Source organism: Massilibacterium senegalense (assembly GCF_001375675.1).
In the GTDB taxonomy this organism is placed as follows: domain Bacteria; phylum Bacillota; class Bacilli; order Bacillales; family Massilibacteriaceae; genus Massilibacterium; species Massilibacterium senegalense.
In genome coordinates this window covers 538,526-553,821 of the sequence record NZ_LN831786.1, presented here as the reverse complement: position 1 = coordinate 553,821, position 15,296 = coordinate 538,526, and the positions used below count along the sequence as shown (strand labels likewise).

General features: G+C 33.7%; 8 protein-coding genes and 5 pseudogenes. 5 read left to right on the top strand and 8 right to left on the bottom strand.

Annotated features, from left to right (window positions below; translation table 11 throughout):
* The first annotated feature begins 275 nt into the window (after positions 1–275).
* Positions 276–1,223 (top strand): thermonuclease family protein, encoded by a 948-nt coding sequence (locus tag BN1372_RS06165; protein WP_082418973.1) that lies wholly within the window; start codon positions 276–278, stop codon positions 1,221–1,223.
* 400 nt (positions 1,224–1,623) lie between these two features.
* Here the strand turns inward: BN1372_RS06165 and BN1372_RS06160 are convergent, their stop codons facing one another.
* Positions 1,624–3,162, bottom strand: a complete 1,539-nt coding sequence (locus BN1372_RS06160; protein WP_062197968.1) for a class I adenylate-forming enzyme family protein — start codon at positions 3,160–3,162, stop codon at positions 1,624–1,626.
* A 313-nt stretch (positions 3,163–3,475) separates the two neighbouring features.
* Here BN1372_RS06160 and BN1372_RS15485 point away from each other — a divergent pair.
* A pseudogene (locus tag BN1372_RS15485) lies at positions 3,476–4,306 on the top strand (IS110 family transposase); the annotation flags it as partial.
* A 198-nt stretch (positions 4,307–4,504) separates the two neighbouring features.
* Here BN1372_RS15485 and BN1372_RS06150 read toward each other — a convergent pair.
* From BN1372_RS06150 to BN1372_RS06135, 4 genes and pseudogenes are all read right to left on the bottom strand, one after another.
* Positions 4,505–5,461: an NAD(P)H-dependent flavin oxidoreductase gene (locus BN1372_RS06150; RefSeq protein WP_062197966.1), complete on the bottom strand. Its 957-nt coding sequence runs from the start codon at positions 5,459–5,461 to the stop codon at positions 4,505–4,507.
* A gap of 1,172 nt (positions 5,462–6,633) precedes the next feature.
* Positions 6,634–7,551, bottom strand: coding sequence for a DMT family transporter (locus tag BN1372_RS06145; RefSeq protein ID WP_062197965.1), 918 nt, complete (start codon positions 7,549–7,551; stop codon positions 6,634–6,636).
* Between the two features lie 152 nt (positions 7,552–7,703).
* A pseudogene (locus BN1372_RS06140) lies at positions 7,704–8,446 on the bottom strand (SDR family NAD(P)-dependent oxidoreductase).
* Entirely contained in the window at positions 8,433–9,179 is a 747-nt protein-coding gene (locus tag BN1372_RS06135) for a 2OG-Fe dioxygenase family protein (RefSeq protein ID WP_062197964.1), read from the bottom strand. The pseudogene BN1372_RS06140 and the gene BN1372_RS06135 overlap by 14 nt, the downstream one beginning before the upstream one ends.
* A gap of 281 nt (positions 9,180–9,460) precedes the next feature.
* Here BN1372_RS06135 and BN1372_RS14555 point away from each other — a divergent pair.
* Positions 9,461–10,461, top strand: a pseudogene (locus BN1372_RS14555) (IS256 family transposase); the annotation flags it as partial.
* 798 nt (positions 10,462–11,259) lie between these two features.
* Here the strand turns inward: BN1372_RS14555 and BN1372_RS06125 are convergent.
* Together BN1372_RS06125 and BN1372_RS06120 are read right to left on the bottom strand one after the other, a co-directional pair.
* Entirely contained in the window at positions 11,260–11,646 is a 387-nt protein-coding gene (locus tag BN1372_RS06125) for a type II toxin-antitoxin system death-on-curing family toxin (protein WP_325062695.1), read from the bottom strand.
* Between the two features lie 8 nt (positions 11,647–11,654).
* The gene (locus tag BN1372_RS06120) at positions 11,655–11,909 is read right to left on the bottom strand and encodes an AbrB/MazE/SpoVT family DNA-binding domain-containing protein (RefSeq protein WP_062197961.1); all 255 of its coding nucleotides are present in this window, start codon (positions 11,907–11,909) and stop codon (positions 11,655–11,657) included.
* A gap of 515 nt (positions 11,910–12,424) precedes the next feature.
* Here BN1372_RS06120 and istA point away from each other — a divergent pair.
* Positions 12,425–13,702: pseudogene (gene istA / locus BN1372_RS06115) on the top strand (IS21 family transposase); the annotation flags it as partial.
* Between the two features lie 9 nt (positions 13,703–13,711).
* Positions 13,712–14,471 (top strand): annotated as a pseudogene (gene istB / locus BN1372_RS06110) (IS21-like element helper ATPase IstB).
* Between the two features lie 606 nt (positions 14,472–15,077).
* On the opposite strand, the gene BN1372_RS06105 reads toward istB, so the two are convergent.
* Positions 15,078–15,263 carry an SHOCT domain-containing protein gene (locus BN1372_RS06105; protein ID WP_062197960.1) on the bottom strand — a complete coding sequence of 62 codons (186 nt, stop codon included), beginning with the start codon at positions 15,261–15,263 and terminating at the stop codon, positions 15,078–15,080.
* Positions 15,264–15,296: the final 33 nt, after the last annotated feature.

The window sequence follows — 15,296 nt, the reverse complement described above, 5'->3', positions numbered from 1 at the left end:
TTTCGTTCGACTGTTTTTCCATCTATAATTCAATATAAATAATCATTCCATTTGTTGGTGTTTTTCCTTTCCTCTTCTTATAGGTAGATGCACTTACCTATCTTTTATCAAAAAAGCGGAGAGCACTCGTTTAAGACTGACAAGTATAAGATGGATGGTGGAATGAGACGATTTTCCCTCATAGAACTATACAACTTATTGCTTGAGCCCCCCTAGCACTCGGAGCTGGATTCAGGCAGTAAAACCCACTATAAAATAGAAAGGAATGTAGCAAGATGGATTTTTTGCTTTATACGGTAAAAATACTACCATTATTGGTTCTTTCATTTATTTTCATTTTATTTTTATACAAACAATCATTTATTTTTAATCGTAAGTACATAGGGATTATTGCTAGTTTCATATTATTATTTGTCGTTGCTGGATGTTCTTCCACTTCTACTGCTGAATCGACTAAACCAAATGAAAATATTATTAAAAACGAAGAGTCAACTGATACAAAAGAAAATAAGCAAAAACAACAAGAAAATCCGGAAGAAACAGTGGTCAATGAAGAACCACAAGCAAATATTCCAGCTGTTGAAGGCGTTTCTCTTATCCCGGCTACTGTTATTCGTGTTACCGATGGTGACACAATTAAGATTCGTTTAGATAATGAGAAAGAAGAAAAAGTTCGGATGATTTTAGTAGATACACCCGAAACCGTGCATCCAAACAAACCAGTACAACCGTTTGGACCAGAAGCAAGCCAACTAACAAAAGACACACTTTCTGGCGCATCTATCGGACTTGAATTAGGAATTGAAGAACGTGATCGTTATGGACGTTTACTTGCTTACGTTTATTTACAAGATGGTAGCATGTACAATAAAACATTAATAGAAAAAGGACTAGCTAGAGTGGCGGTCTATCCACCAAATACGAAATACTTAGATGAATTTAAAGCGTTAGAACAACAAGCTAAAACTGAAAAGCTAGGAATATGGAGCATAGAAGACTATCAATCTAGTTCTATAACGAACAATTCTAATCAAAACAACACTAGTACGAGTACTACTCCAACTCCATCTGGTTCTTGTGATATTAAAGGTAACATCAATAGCAGGGGAGAAAAAATTTATCATATGCCAGGACAACAGTTTTACGATAAAACCAATGCTGAAGAAATATTTTGTTCAGAAGACGAAGCGCAAGCTGCTGGTTATCGTAAATCATTAAGATAAAAAAATCTTGTATAAGCGCAGTGTTTTCTCTCTCCCTCATTTATGGGTAACCCGCTTCTCTCTGTGGCACTTTATCTGATAGCAAGTTTATGGAAAATTAAAATGGACATACGTGATGGTACTTCTTTTATGTATGTCCAAATTTCGAATGGTACAAGGCACATCGAAAAAACCACACCTAACAACTCAAAAATAAACCATTTTTCCTGTTGGATTTTATTTTTTGGAGGCAGAAGATGTTAGAAGTATCTCGAAAAAATCGTTCAGACAGCAAGCAAGTAATGATAAACATATTTAGTGAACCTGGCCAACAAATTAGAGATTTGGAAGGGGAATGCGTAGCGTCAGTTGTTTAATAAAATGGTTGAACCTAGCTAGGTGGAATCCAGCTAGGTTCATTTCATTCTTTTACATATTTTTTTCGAATTTGATATTTTAACAATTTCCCTTGTAAATTTCGTGGGAGTTCATTAACAAAATCAATATATTTAGGAATTTTATATTTCGCTAATCTTCCCTGACAAAATTTAATAATTTCTTCTCTCGTAACATTCTCATCTTTGCGTATTACAATAACAGCTAATGGAACTTCTCCCCACTTTTCATCTGGAATACCGATAATCGCCACGTCTTCCACTTTAGGATGTTCATGTAAGACACCTTCAATCTCGGCCGGATAAACATTAATAGCTCCGGATAAAATCATATCTTGTTTTCGATCGACGATATAGTAAAATCCATCTTCATCTTGAACCCCCATATCCCCTAAACTTAGCCATTCACCTCTAAAGGATTCTTTATTTGCTTCTGGTCTTCGATAGTATTCATCGCATAAAGTAACTCCTTTCACAAAAAACGCCCCTGTTTCTCCAACTTTCACCTGTTTTCCATCCCGGTTAAGTAATTCAATTTCCATACCTAGCATGGGGACTCCAACAGATCGATCTTTCTCTCTTTGCATTTCAGGAAATAAATTTGCTACCCCCCCTAACTCAGTAGCCCCATAAAACTCATTTAATTCAATTTCTTTAAAATACTGAAACACCTTTTTCTTTGTGCTCGTGTGTAAAGGTGCTCCAACTGAAATTAAAGATTTTAAGGCAGATACATCAAATTGGTGTAAGATATTTTCGGGTAACGAAAATATCGCCTCTAACATGGGTGGTGCTAAAAATGTAGTTGTAGTTTTTTCATGCTCAATAGCTTCTAACACCTTAACCGGATGAAATGTTTCCAATATATGAATAGGGTTTCCTACATATAAATTAGGAATGGATATACTTAAAGCTGCTGCACCGTACAATGGACCTGCTACTAAGCCTTTTCCAAGCCTTCCTATATGAAATTCGATGCTAAATAATAAAGCAACTAAATATAAACTACGGTGAGAACGAACTGCACCTTTTGGATAACCTGTAGTTCCACTAGTATACATAATAGAAAGAGTATCTGATTCACTGAGAGGTGATGCTGATATAGGTTCTTCCTTTTTAAATGTAGAAATCCACGTTTCGTATTCTAAAAAGTGAGCATGTTCCGTCGTTCCTATCGCAATGAAATGTTTTGTCGTTTTATATTTTCCAATAAAAGAAGTTACTTCATGGATAAATCGATAATCTACTATTAACAAAGTAGCTTCAGAATCATCTAAAACATGCTGAATTTCCGGACCAACAAACCTTGAATTTATAGGTACATAAACAGACCCAATTTTCCCACAAGCAAAAATTACTTCCAATAATTGATGGCAATTCATTAACATGAAAGCCACTTTATCTCCTTTTTGCACACCGATACTTTGTAATGCATGAGCTAATTGATTAATTCTTTCGTTAAAATCACGGTAAGTAAATCGAAGACCGTTAAAGGAAATTGCTTCTCTATCCCCATAACGTGTTGCATTTAATTTTATTGGATTACTAAATAAAAGATGTTCCATTTTCTCCCCCCTCGTATACTAATTTAAGATTCGTTTTCAGCCCATTGTTTGCTTACTGATTGACCTTCATTTATGTCAAATCTCTTGGATGTTCCTAGAGAATGGTCTTAGGAATCATTTGAGAAAATTCTTTCCCCTCTTACAGGTCTTAACCTCATAAAAAGACTGTTTCTCAATGTACGTTTCGCCCTTCATACACGCAGGCTGTACACCTTAATGTTCGAAACCTGATGTTAGTAGCTCTAGGACGGCTTTCGATGCAAGAAAAATCTGTTAGTAAATGACGTATTGGCCTTGAATATACCAGGGTGTGAGGCAAATAGCTAACTTTAAAAAAAGATACAGCGATATGAATAAAACGGGTGAAATAGATGCTTTTGTCATTGCTGATTATATGCGATTTGGACGTTTACCAATATCTGTTGTGAAAGAAGAGCAGTACGTTGCTCTGCAACATTTAACACACGCTCGTTACCAAATCATTCGGCAAATCACTTAGGAAAAACAACGGTTTCTTCAATATTTAAGCTATAAATGTAATACCTTTGTAGAGGCTATTACATCATCTGTATTTGGCAAAAGAATGATGGACCTTTTTTTAGAAAATTATAACCTAGAATAACTGTCTCAAATATCTTTGGAGGACTTGGCGGATTATTTACGGGAAAAGGGTAAAAATAGATTCCTGGATACCAAGCAAGTTACTAAATCCAGTCAAAAAGCAGCTCGTTCTTCTTAGGGATTAGACAAGGTTGCGGAAGATTCTATGGTTGCAATACTAGGCACTTCTATCACGTTAATTCGCACATTTGAAAAGCAAATCAAAGAATTGGATAAAGTCGATTGAGTGAATCATGAAAGACGTGCCACAGACACTACAAATGGTACCTGGTATTGGTCCAGTATTTACATATTTACAGCCGGTATTATCGCTGAAATCGGTCAAATGGAACGTTTTGATGATGAAACAAAGATTGCCAAGTATTCAAATCTTTATTGGCTTAAACACCAATCTGGTCGCTTTACATCCTATGATACCTTATTATTGCGTAATGGATATCAGTATCTGCGTTATTACTTAGTTGAAGATGCCAACTCGGTAAGAAGGCAGATTCCTGAATTGAGTGATTATCACACGAAAAAAACCAAATTTACACGACTAAAAGGAGCAAAATATGTGAAGCATAAATAGCTTCCAAACCCTTTTCTTTATCTAGTATGTTATAAATATTTACTAAATTTAATTTAGTTTTACTTTTTTAAAAAATAAATTGTACCTTGATAATCACAATTCAACTATTTTCTCCTTAACATATTACCGCAAGTCTTATTATTTTCACTCTTAATTTAACAATCTTTCTCTGGCTTTTTTGTATTGTTCTTCTAATTGAGCAACGTATTCTCTCGTAGATTGTACTTTTTTAATTGCACCAATTCCTTGTCCACACCCCCAAATATCTTTCCAAGCTTTTTTTTCAGCGTCTCCCCCGAAATTCATCTTTGACGGGTCACTTGGTGGTAATTTATCTGGATTCATTCCTGCCGCACGGATAGATGGTGCTAAATAGTTTCCGTGAACACCAGTAAAATAATTGCTGCAGACAATATCATCCGATGTTCCTTCAATGATAGCTTGTTTATATTTATCGACAGCTCTTGCTTCGTGTGTTGCGATAAATGGTGACCCAATATAAGCAAAGTCGGCTCCTATCACTTCTGCTGCTAAAATACTATCCCCTGTAGCAATGGAGCCTGCAAGAGCAAGCGGTCCATCAAACCATTCGCGAATTTCTTGAATAAGTGCAAAGGGACTTTTCGGACCTGCATGCCCACCTGCACCTACTGCCACTGCAATTAGACCATCTGCGCCTTTTTCAATCGCTTTTTTTGCAAAGTTAGTATTAATAACATCATGTAAGACGAGCCCACCATAACTTTTTGTTTCCTGATAGACCTCTTCTCTTGCACCGAGTGAAGTGATAATAATAGGTACTTTATATTTTTTACAAATTTCCATGTCCTCTTCTAATCTCCTATTGGAGCGATGAACAATTTGATTAATTGCAAATGGTGCTGCTGGTTTATTTGGATTTTTCAAATTGTAATTTGCTAATTCTTCCGTAATCTCCGCAAGCCACTCATCTAATTGTGAGGATGGTCTCGCATTTAAAGCCGGCATAGAACCGATAATTCCCGCTTTACATTGCTCAATCAAAAGCTTTGGATTACTAATAATAAACATCGGCGAACCGATGACTGGTAAGCGGAGTTTTTTTTTAATTTCCATTAAAAGTGTCATCTCTATCCCCCTTATTGAAATCACTTTCAACTAATCGGAAAATTATTTATGATGCACAACTAATTAACCTTTTCCATTACTGCTGTCATACAGCCTAAAATAGAAACTAAATTCCCATCTTTTGTTTGATATTTTTATCCTTTGTGTAACGTTTTGCAACAATTCTGAAGATGACATTCCCATCGAATATGGTTTACATTCATTTCAATCCCTACTATGTTAATACGCAATTAGCAACAGTTAGCTTCGAAACAATAAATTGCATTTATATAACAATCTGAATTTTGTACGTTGACAAACACATTAGGCAAAGATTTAAATACGGTAGCCTGATACCAAATGACTCCATGCACACCTATTTCATATCTAAAGCATTTTATGATACTTATATTTTTTTATTCTTTGACTTTTATCCTTCCCTCAATAAAGATAGGACTGAACTGCTACATGAGAAAAGTGTAAAAGCACCCAATGGCAGAAGATTTCTTTAGTATGATTCCAATCTAATAATAGATAAAATATCAATATTTATAAAAATATTTCACTAATATCACATCAATTTAGACCGAATTTACTAATTTCATTATTTTTATGGTACATGCAAAAATAATATTCAATAAAAATAGTCCATCCATTCAGATTATTCCCATTAAACATGAGTGAAAACAAATTGTTTCTTCAATTATGTACCATTACTTCCATATCGTCGCGATGTAACAGCGCATATTTATAAACTGAATTATTCCTCTTTAAATGTATGCTTACAAATGGAAACCCAGAATGATAATTTTATGTTTTATCGTTATTCATTTAAAAATTAAAGCCTGATTTTCAAAAAAATTTTGGCACACAAAACAAAAAAACAATTTATAAGCACCATTTTCAATCATAATTTATTAGGGAATTTGATTAAGGGATTTAAACGTAAAAAAGCGGAAGTCCTTTGAAGTATATTTTTGAATCAACGAAATAAAATGGGAGCTTGATTAAGAAGGTAATATTTTTCTATTTTTAATTTGAGGCAGTATTTTCATTAATAGAAGCTTATTATCTTTCAGTTTCCTAAACTTCTTATCTTACATAAGCTGACCCCGTACAAAAGTAGTCTCCGTACAGGGTCATAATCTAATAATAGATAAGAAATGAATAATACAAATGGAAAAGTGTAAGTATTAAGTTTGACTATCTTTGGACATGTCATAATCTGCCAATTTTATTTTTTTAGACTTCGGTTTCCAAAAGGTTAAAGCCATTCCGCTAAAAATAAGGATAATACCGAATGTTTGCAAAATATTTGGACGAAATCCTATAAATAATATATCTAATAAAATGGCCACTGCTGGATCCAAAAATACCAAAATAGAAATTAAATTTGTTGGTAAATTACGTAAACTATCAAAAAACAGATAATATACTAATCCCGTATGAATAAGCCCTGTTGCTAAAATATATGTCCAATTAACAGTGGTAAGACCATGAAATGCTTCAAAATCTACAAAAGGAAACAAAAGGAATATACCGAAAGATGTTTGTAAAAAGGTCATGGCATAAGCACTCATATTTTGAATGCCTTTTCCTAATAAAGTGGTAAAAGCGTAAAAAAGTGCTGCAAGAAGTCCCCATATCATCCCAGGAGACATTAAATTTTCAAAAGAACTTATCCCGCTTACACCTGATATTAACAGAATACCGAAAAAACAACCAATAATAGAAAGGACGGAAATAAGATTTAATTTTTCTTTAAAAACAATGCTTCCAATAATAAGTACGATAATAGGAGCAAGATGATAAACAGAAATCGCAATGGTAATAGATGTCACTTCAAAGGCTTTAAATAAAAAAACCCAGTTAAAGACAAGAAAAAAACCACATAATAAGATTTGAAATATTTCTTTTCGATTCCACTTTTCAATTTTGTGCTGTCCCGTTATATACCAAACAAAACTTAAAAATATAGTTGCACAAATACAACGTACAAAAACTAATTCTAAAGATGGTAAATTAGTTTTGACTGAGAAGAAACCAATTGAACCAAAAATAGACATTGATAAAACCATTTTTAGAATAGATAAAGATTTTGGTTTGAACAAAGATGTAGTATTATTTTGTAGTATTTTAATCCCCTCCACAATGAATGTATCAAAATTGTTTATCGAGTATTTTTTCTAAAAAAATAAAAAAGCACCACCCTTTTTAATAAAGAGAGAGGTGCTTTTCATTTTATAAACCAAAAAACACACTTCTACATTTGTTTCCCAGCAGTCCATCCACCATCTATAACAAAGTTTGATCCTGTAATAAAACTAGCTTTATCAGCAATTAAATATTCAACACAAGAAACGATATCTTGTGGATTTCCGCACTTGTCTACCACTTGTTTTTTTAATAAGAGATAAAATTTTTTCGTTTTGAAAATATTTTTCTGTAAGCAGCGTCCTAATAACACCTGGCGAAATACAATTAACTCGAATATTAAAATGTCCCAGCTCCATTGCCATCTGTTTTGTTAAACCAATCAAGGCGTGTTTAGAGGCTACATATGCGGCTCTTTCTGGTTCTGCTAAAAGTCCTGATACGGAAGCTATATTTATTATACATCCTGATTTTTTGAATTTGGACCAACGTAGTGCTATTTCTTTTGATAGAATAAATGGAGCTATCAAATTAACAGTCATAACTTTTTTAAATAGATGATTTGATCATTCTAATACAGGTGTTATTTCTCTAATACCAGCAGCATTTAAGTATATCAGGATAAAAATTATGTTCATCTAAGTGACTAAATAGATGCTGAATGGAGTCACTTTCATTTAAATCAATTTCTACAAACTTAAAGTTAGGATGATTTATTGCATATTCTTGTAGGTTAGAAGAATGAATATCTAGTCCAGTTACAAAAAAGTTGTTTGCTAAAAAATATTTCACACAAGCATACCCAATTCCGCTATTTGCCCCTGAGATCAAAATTGTTTTATTGTGCATCATTTTTTTCCTTATAAGAAAAAGTGACTAACAGTATATCACGAAAAGCACCTGTTATACTTTGTGTTCCAACTGGTGTAACAGCATGGAATACTTTTTGACTAAATACTAAGGTTTCAAGAGGATTTTTCAAGCTTATAACCCTATTTATTTCTTTAGGATTATTAGCAATTAAATTATCTCCACCAATTGCTGAATTAGTTAAGTTCATAAGATGTAAAAATACAATTGGCTCATCATCTTTATGTAACCAAATTGGCGAACTAAAAGATGGCCTATTTCTTTTAACATGATAACGTACTTGGTGTAAACCAATAATTAAATCTTTGTTTTGATCAAGTATATTTGTTTGAAAGGCAAAATCACTGTCAAATTTAATAATTTTTTTAATTAAGGAGTTGTTCAAAAAAACATTTGAAATTTTATTGAAGCTTCTAATTTTTCCACCATCATCATAATTATACTCTTTGGATTGAAAATAATCATTATGCAGATCTAACATGCAGTCTGTTGAATTAGCATATTTTATATATCTTGAATATGCTCTAGCACGAGATTCTCCATAAGCATCGTTATGTAAACTATTATAATCTAACTGGGCCTTTTGAAGTAACTGATTATCTTCCTCAGTTTCTAAAAAGACTTCGTTAGGGATTTGAAGATAACCGTTTGATTCAAATTCATGTACCTTAATTTTTAAATCAGAGGATTTTATAAAATTAGGACTTATCTTCATTATTTGGATACCTCAAAATTTTTTTAAAAATTTAAAAACCTTTGATTTTAGCTATAAATAAAAGTTATAAGGCAAAAGAAAAGAAACGCTAATAAATATGCACCTCCTATAACTTAAAAAATCTATTTTTGTAAAATATTACATATTAAAATTACAACAAATTAGAAAAAAATGCAAGATATTTAATAAAAATAAAATACTACTATCATAATAGAATTATTTACCTTTAATACGAGATTTTTTAAGAGAATATAAAATATTTTGTGTAAATGAATAAATGTAAAAATGGTTCTTATACACGGACCTTGCACACAGAATATGGCGATTTACAGATGAAAATTCCACGTGGTCGCAACGGGGAGTTTAAACAACAGACGATTGCACCGTATAAACGTTCAAAGGATACCCTTGAATCGTTTATTATTCACCTGTTTCAAAAGGGTGTGATCATGGCTGAAATTGCCGATTTAATCGAGAAAATGTATGGACACTACTATACCCCTCAAACAATTTCAAACATGACAAAGGTGATTTCTGAACAGACGGAGGCTTTCCAGCAACGTTCACTAAGTGACCGATATGTGTGCGTGTATTTAGATGCGACATATGTAGCTGTTGGCCGTAATACAGTGTCCAAAAAAGCACGGTACATTGCCATCGGGATTCGAGAGGATGTCTCCAAAGAAGTACTTGCCTACATGCTTGCACCAACAGAATCAGCATTCAACTGGCAAGAGCCCCTTCAGAACATAAAAGAGTGTGGTATCCACCAAGTCCTTTTGTTTGTTTCAGACGGTTTAAAAGGCATGGTTGATGTGATTTCAAGCGTCTTCCGAAAAGCACAGTATCAAAAAACGTGCTAAGTCCATATATCACGCAATCTTGCACATAAAGTACGTGTCTGTAATTTGTGATGACTTTAAAGCTGTTTATCGCGTCGACGATCGAGAGGCTGGAGAGCAGGACCTTCAGGATTTCTGTAAAAAGTGGCAGTCTTCTTATTCGAAAATCACGAAGTCATTGATAGAAAACCCTTATCTTGTCACGTTTTACAATTTTCCAGAATCGCTTCGCCGCAGTATCTATTCAACGAACTTGATTGAATCATTTAATAAGCAAATGAAAAAGTATACAAAGCGCAAAGAGCAGTTTCCAAACGAGGAAGCACTCGAACGCTTCTTTGTCACTCAATTCGAATAATATAATACACGCTACACGTTGTCACAGAGGCTTCGATAAGGCAAGAGCATCATTAGATGAGATGTTTAAAGCACAAGCATAAATATGAGGAATAGCATCAAAATGATTCCTTAAATTCTAAAAGGTGACGTTCTACAGAGAAAGGTTAAACGGTCATTTACACAAAAATATCGACACTCCCATTTCAAAAAAAATCAAACAAGACATTGCTAGCATTCCTTTCTACCTCCACAGATTTGATTGGTCACCAATACAGTAGAGAAAATTTAGGGGGGCTGGCAATTCTTTTTTTCGAAATTCTTAGTGCATTGTTATGTATTTTTCATGTCATAACTCTGTACTTTTATTTTGAACTATACAATAGCCCACACCTATTCATTAGGTCTAGGCTATTTGACTCTTACATATATGGACAACATTTTAAAATAAATCAAACAAAATCAAAATAAATCGGGCAATTACCGGGCAATACATCGGGCATTATGTTTTTTCAATAAATGCCATATAAACAAAAGCCCTTCAACACTAATAGTGTCAAGGGGTTCCCTCTTTTAATACATCGTTACATATTGTTCACGTTCCCAAGGATGTACTTGTGTACGGAACAAGTCGCCCTAGTTTTAACATTTTTAAAACCTTGTAATGATAAGACTTTAACGCCCAATAAACTAATTTACTTTTTAAAGTTAATGATAATTTTTCAAATAATTTTGGTCATATTTTGGACAACTTTTTGGTCAAATATTACGTAAAAAATAAACTTTACAACATAACAAAATAGTGAACTACTCACCACTTTCCACCGAGTGCTTGAAGTTGTGGGTAGTTCACTAAATTAAAAAGAATAGGTAAGCACAATAACGAATACGTGAACGACTATCTACTGGATCAAGATTACATGCTCCTCTAAAACACTTGAAATTTCTTCTAACGAATAATTGTGAGTAACAATTCCCACTACAAAATCCTCTTCTTCCTCACTATTTTCAAATTGCAGTCGATATCCATTATAACGAAAAAAGAGAGCTGTACAAAGTAGTGCTGTCCGTTTATTTGCATTATAAAAACAATGATTTTGAGCAAGTGACTGCATAAGCGCAGCTCCTTTTAAAAAAATAGAAGGATATGCATCTTTCCCCATTATAGTTTGCTTAGGTCTAGTTAATGCCGACGCTAATAAATGATGATCTTTCACACCAATGAATTCATCTGGTGAATACTCCATAATTAATTGACGATTCACCAAAATTGCTACCTCAGGTGTCATATACCACATTATCTATTCACAAGTCCTTTTAATGCTTTATTATGGGCCTGCATTTCTTCTTCTAACACATCAAAAAAATCAGCTGGTACACCTTTTGGTAACTTTACCATCGTTGGAGCCTTTTTAATATGCAATTGACCGTCTTGTATTTCTACTACTACTTCATCACCCTTTACGATACCTAACTGTTTTAACATTTGAGTTGGAAGAGTTAATCCTAAAGAATTACCAACCTGTGTGATTTTCCTTTCCATTCTTTCCATCTAAATCACCTCTTTTATAACATTATAACAATTATAACACAACTGTATTCTCGAATACGAAAAATTCAAAATAAAATCACTTGAATATAAAAGTGTAGCTTTGAAATAAAGTTTGATCAAAAATACTTTGCAGACTTGTATTTTACCGTCAATAGGAAGTGTCCATTTTGAAAAAAGATTGTTCAAAACGGATTCTTATCTGGAATATTTTGGTTTTAATTTTATAAAAAAGTTTGATCATTTTCTACCCGATGTTGTTCATCAATTACCCCCATTTACAGACATCGAAAATAAAAGCCTAAGCTTTTTCACTTGGAATGTGATCTATTATCAAACTTATCCGATTAATAATTTCATTTGGTTCATCAGACCTGAAAATGACGGTTTTAACATATTTTTTTCTTCCATAAGAACCTTTCATTTATAAATGCTACGATATCCATGTACAAACGCACTCACTTAAAGATGTACACTTTTGCGCCATTTTCTAGCATACTAATCAAGAGGTGATTGGTATGTACATAACGCTAGATGTTCAAACGGATTTTGAGATTAACAGTCTTTCAGACTTACCGAAATTCAAGCAACTAATGGAGAATTTAAAAATGAAAATTAATAAAAGTCAGTTGGCAAGGGAAATGGGTGTAGATCGACGCACGGTGGATAAGTACTTAAATGGATTTACACCCAAGCAAACGAAAGAAAAGGCATCTATTCTGGATGATTATGATGAGGTAATCGCTGCCTTACTATCGGAGGATTCAAAGCAAGTATTTTATTATCGCCGAGTACTTTGGCAGTATTTAAAGGACAATTATGGTTTAGAATGTGGTACATCTACATTTCGCCGCTATATCGCAAAAACACCTGAATTTGCGGCTTATTTTACAGATCAAGTGCGTATTCCTGCACCAAAAGGAACAACTCGATTTGAAACGCCACCTGGCCAACAAGCACAATTTGACTGGAAGGAAAGCATCCCCTTTGAGACAAGCGATGGTGAAAAAGTAGAAGTAAATGTAGGGGTGTTAGTACTTGGTTATTCACGATTCCGAGTATTCACGTTAACACTGCGAAAAACACAGGATGTTTTATTCTCTTTCTTAACAGAGGCATTTGAGAAAATTGGCGGTGTGCCAAAAGAAATTGTCACAGATAATCCCAAAACGATTATGGATTTACCGCGGACAGAACATAGTCCTGGAAAGGTAAACAGCCGATTCGCTACCTTTGCGAAGGATTATACTTTCAAAGTACGACCATGTATTGCAGGGCGACCTCGTACAAAAGGAAAAGTAGAAACACAAATGAAATTCCTCGATGAAATCCATGCTTATCAAGGTCAATTGACCTTAGAAGAGTTATATCAATTCATTGAGAAGCTAATGAATCGAGTGAATCAGTCTTTTCATCAAGGTTCAGGAAAAATACCCGTATTTGCATTAGAACAAGAAAAGAGCTCCCTTCTTCCGCTACCAACAGAAAAAATAAGGAACTCTTATCGGATCAAGCATCAGCTTGTACAAGTGAACGCATCAAGTATGATCTCCTACAAGGCCAACCAGTATTCAGTCCCCACTAAGTACATTGGCCAAAAGGTTGGGATACAAATACATGATAATCAATTATGGATTTATTATAACATGGAGTGCATTGCGCAACATCCTATAACGAATAGAAAATTAAATATGCGTCCTTCAGATTACAAGGAGACGTTGCAAATTTCTGCACCTCATTATCCAGATATTGATGCTTTAGCGAAAAACAATCTAAAAGCCATTGGAGAGGTGTATGACAGACACATGATACAGCAGACAAACTATCAGCAACTTTTGAAGAACTTAGAGTATTTAAAATTGAAGCAAATGGTCACGCATTTAGATGAAGTCGTGGACTTCAGTATTCATAATCAACTATCCTTTATTGATACTTTAGTAAAACTCACAAACTATGAAATTGATCTCCGTGAGCAAAATATGATTCATGCGATGGTAAAAGTAGGTGCATTTCCGAACTTAAAAGAAATAAAGGATTTTGAATTCGATTTTCAACCGTCGATAAATCCACAGCAGATTCAAGACTTTACTACATTACGTTTTATTGAAAACAGTGAAAATATCGTATTTTTAGGTCCTAGTGGTGTCGGAAAAACACACCTGGCTTCAGCAATCGGTATAGCAGCTGCCAAAAAAACGTACCAGCACATATTTTGTGAAGTGTCATGATTTGATTCAGAATTTAAAAAAGGCGCGTCTAGAGAATCGTTTAGAAAGCCGCCTAAAGCATTATACCAAGTATAAGCTATTAATTATTGATAAGATTGGTTATTTACCTATCGATCCGGAGGATGCGAAGCTCTTCTTCCAGCTTATCGATATGCGCTATGAAAAACGTAGCACGATTTTTACAACCAACGTTAACTTTAAATCCTGGGACGAAGTGTTCCAAGAGCCTAAGCTAGCAAATGCGATTTTAGACCGTATTTTACATCACGCAACAGTTGTCACAATCGTCGGCAACTCCTATCGTTTAAAGAACCACCTAGCACCAGAAGGTGAGTAATTTTATACACAGTTAAGTGAGCGTTTTTGTACATAAATTAGTTGACATTTGTAATTTAATTCGCTACCAAGTAAGGGACCGTTTTTCTTTAGAATCTCAATACAAATTGTTTTATAATCCAAATTAACCCTCTCCTTAGATGTAACACTGTGCTTATTATATTTAAAATATCTTTTATTAGGGCTCGTCTTTCTTTTTTTGAGGAGAGTGTAAATTATTTTGTGTAAATAAAAAAATTCATATAAAAAGGAAGACCTTTTCTCGATAGAATTAATTCCTCACAACCTATCCCAAAAATAGGTCTTCCCTATATATCAGTTTACAACATAAATAATTGATGGATACTATTTTATGTTTATTTACTCACCCAACCCAAGATTATAATTTAAACATAATGAAATATTTTTTCCCTTTTTCACAATTTAAAATCATTCTTAGAAGATTTGTAGTCTGTCTTTTTTCGTTCCCGTTATACCTTCATTATAATAATGATCGACAAGCCTCCAATTCGAATTGTTGTAAATTAATGTTTTATAATGTTTCTTCTGTGCATCCAACCAGTTAATTAATCTTCGTTTGCTTTTGAAACTCTAACATAAACAACAACTAAAGGCTTAAATTTTCGACAATTTTATTGAATTCTTCTTTGGTTATGAGGTTGTTTTCGAGAAATTTTACGAACGTTCCTTCTGCTCTATAGTAATCAAATTCATTCTGTAACTGCTCATGACTCATTTCGTATTTATTTTCCATTTCATCTGGATTGTTTTGAGAAAATTGTTTAACTCGCATATAGATTCCTCCTAAAAGACTTCTACCTATATG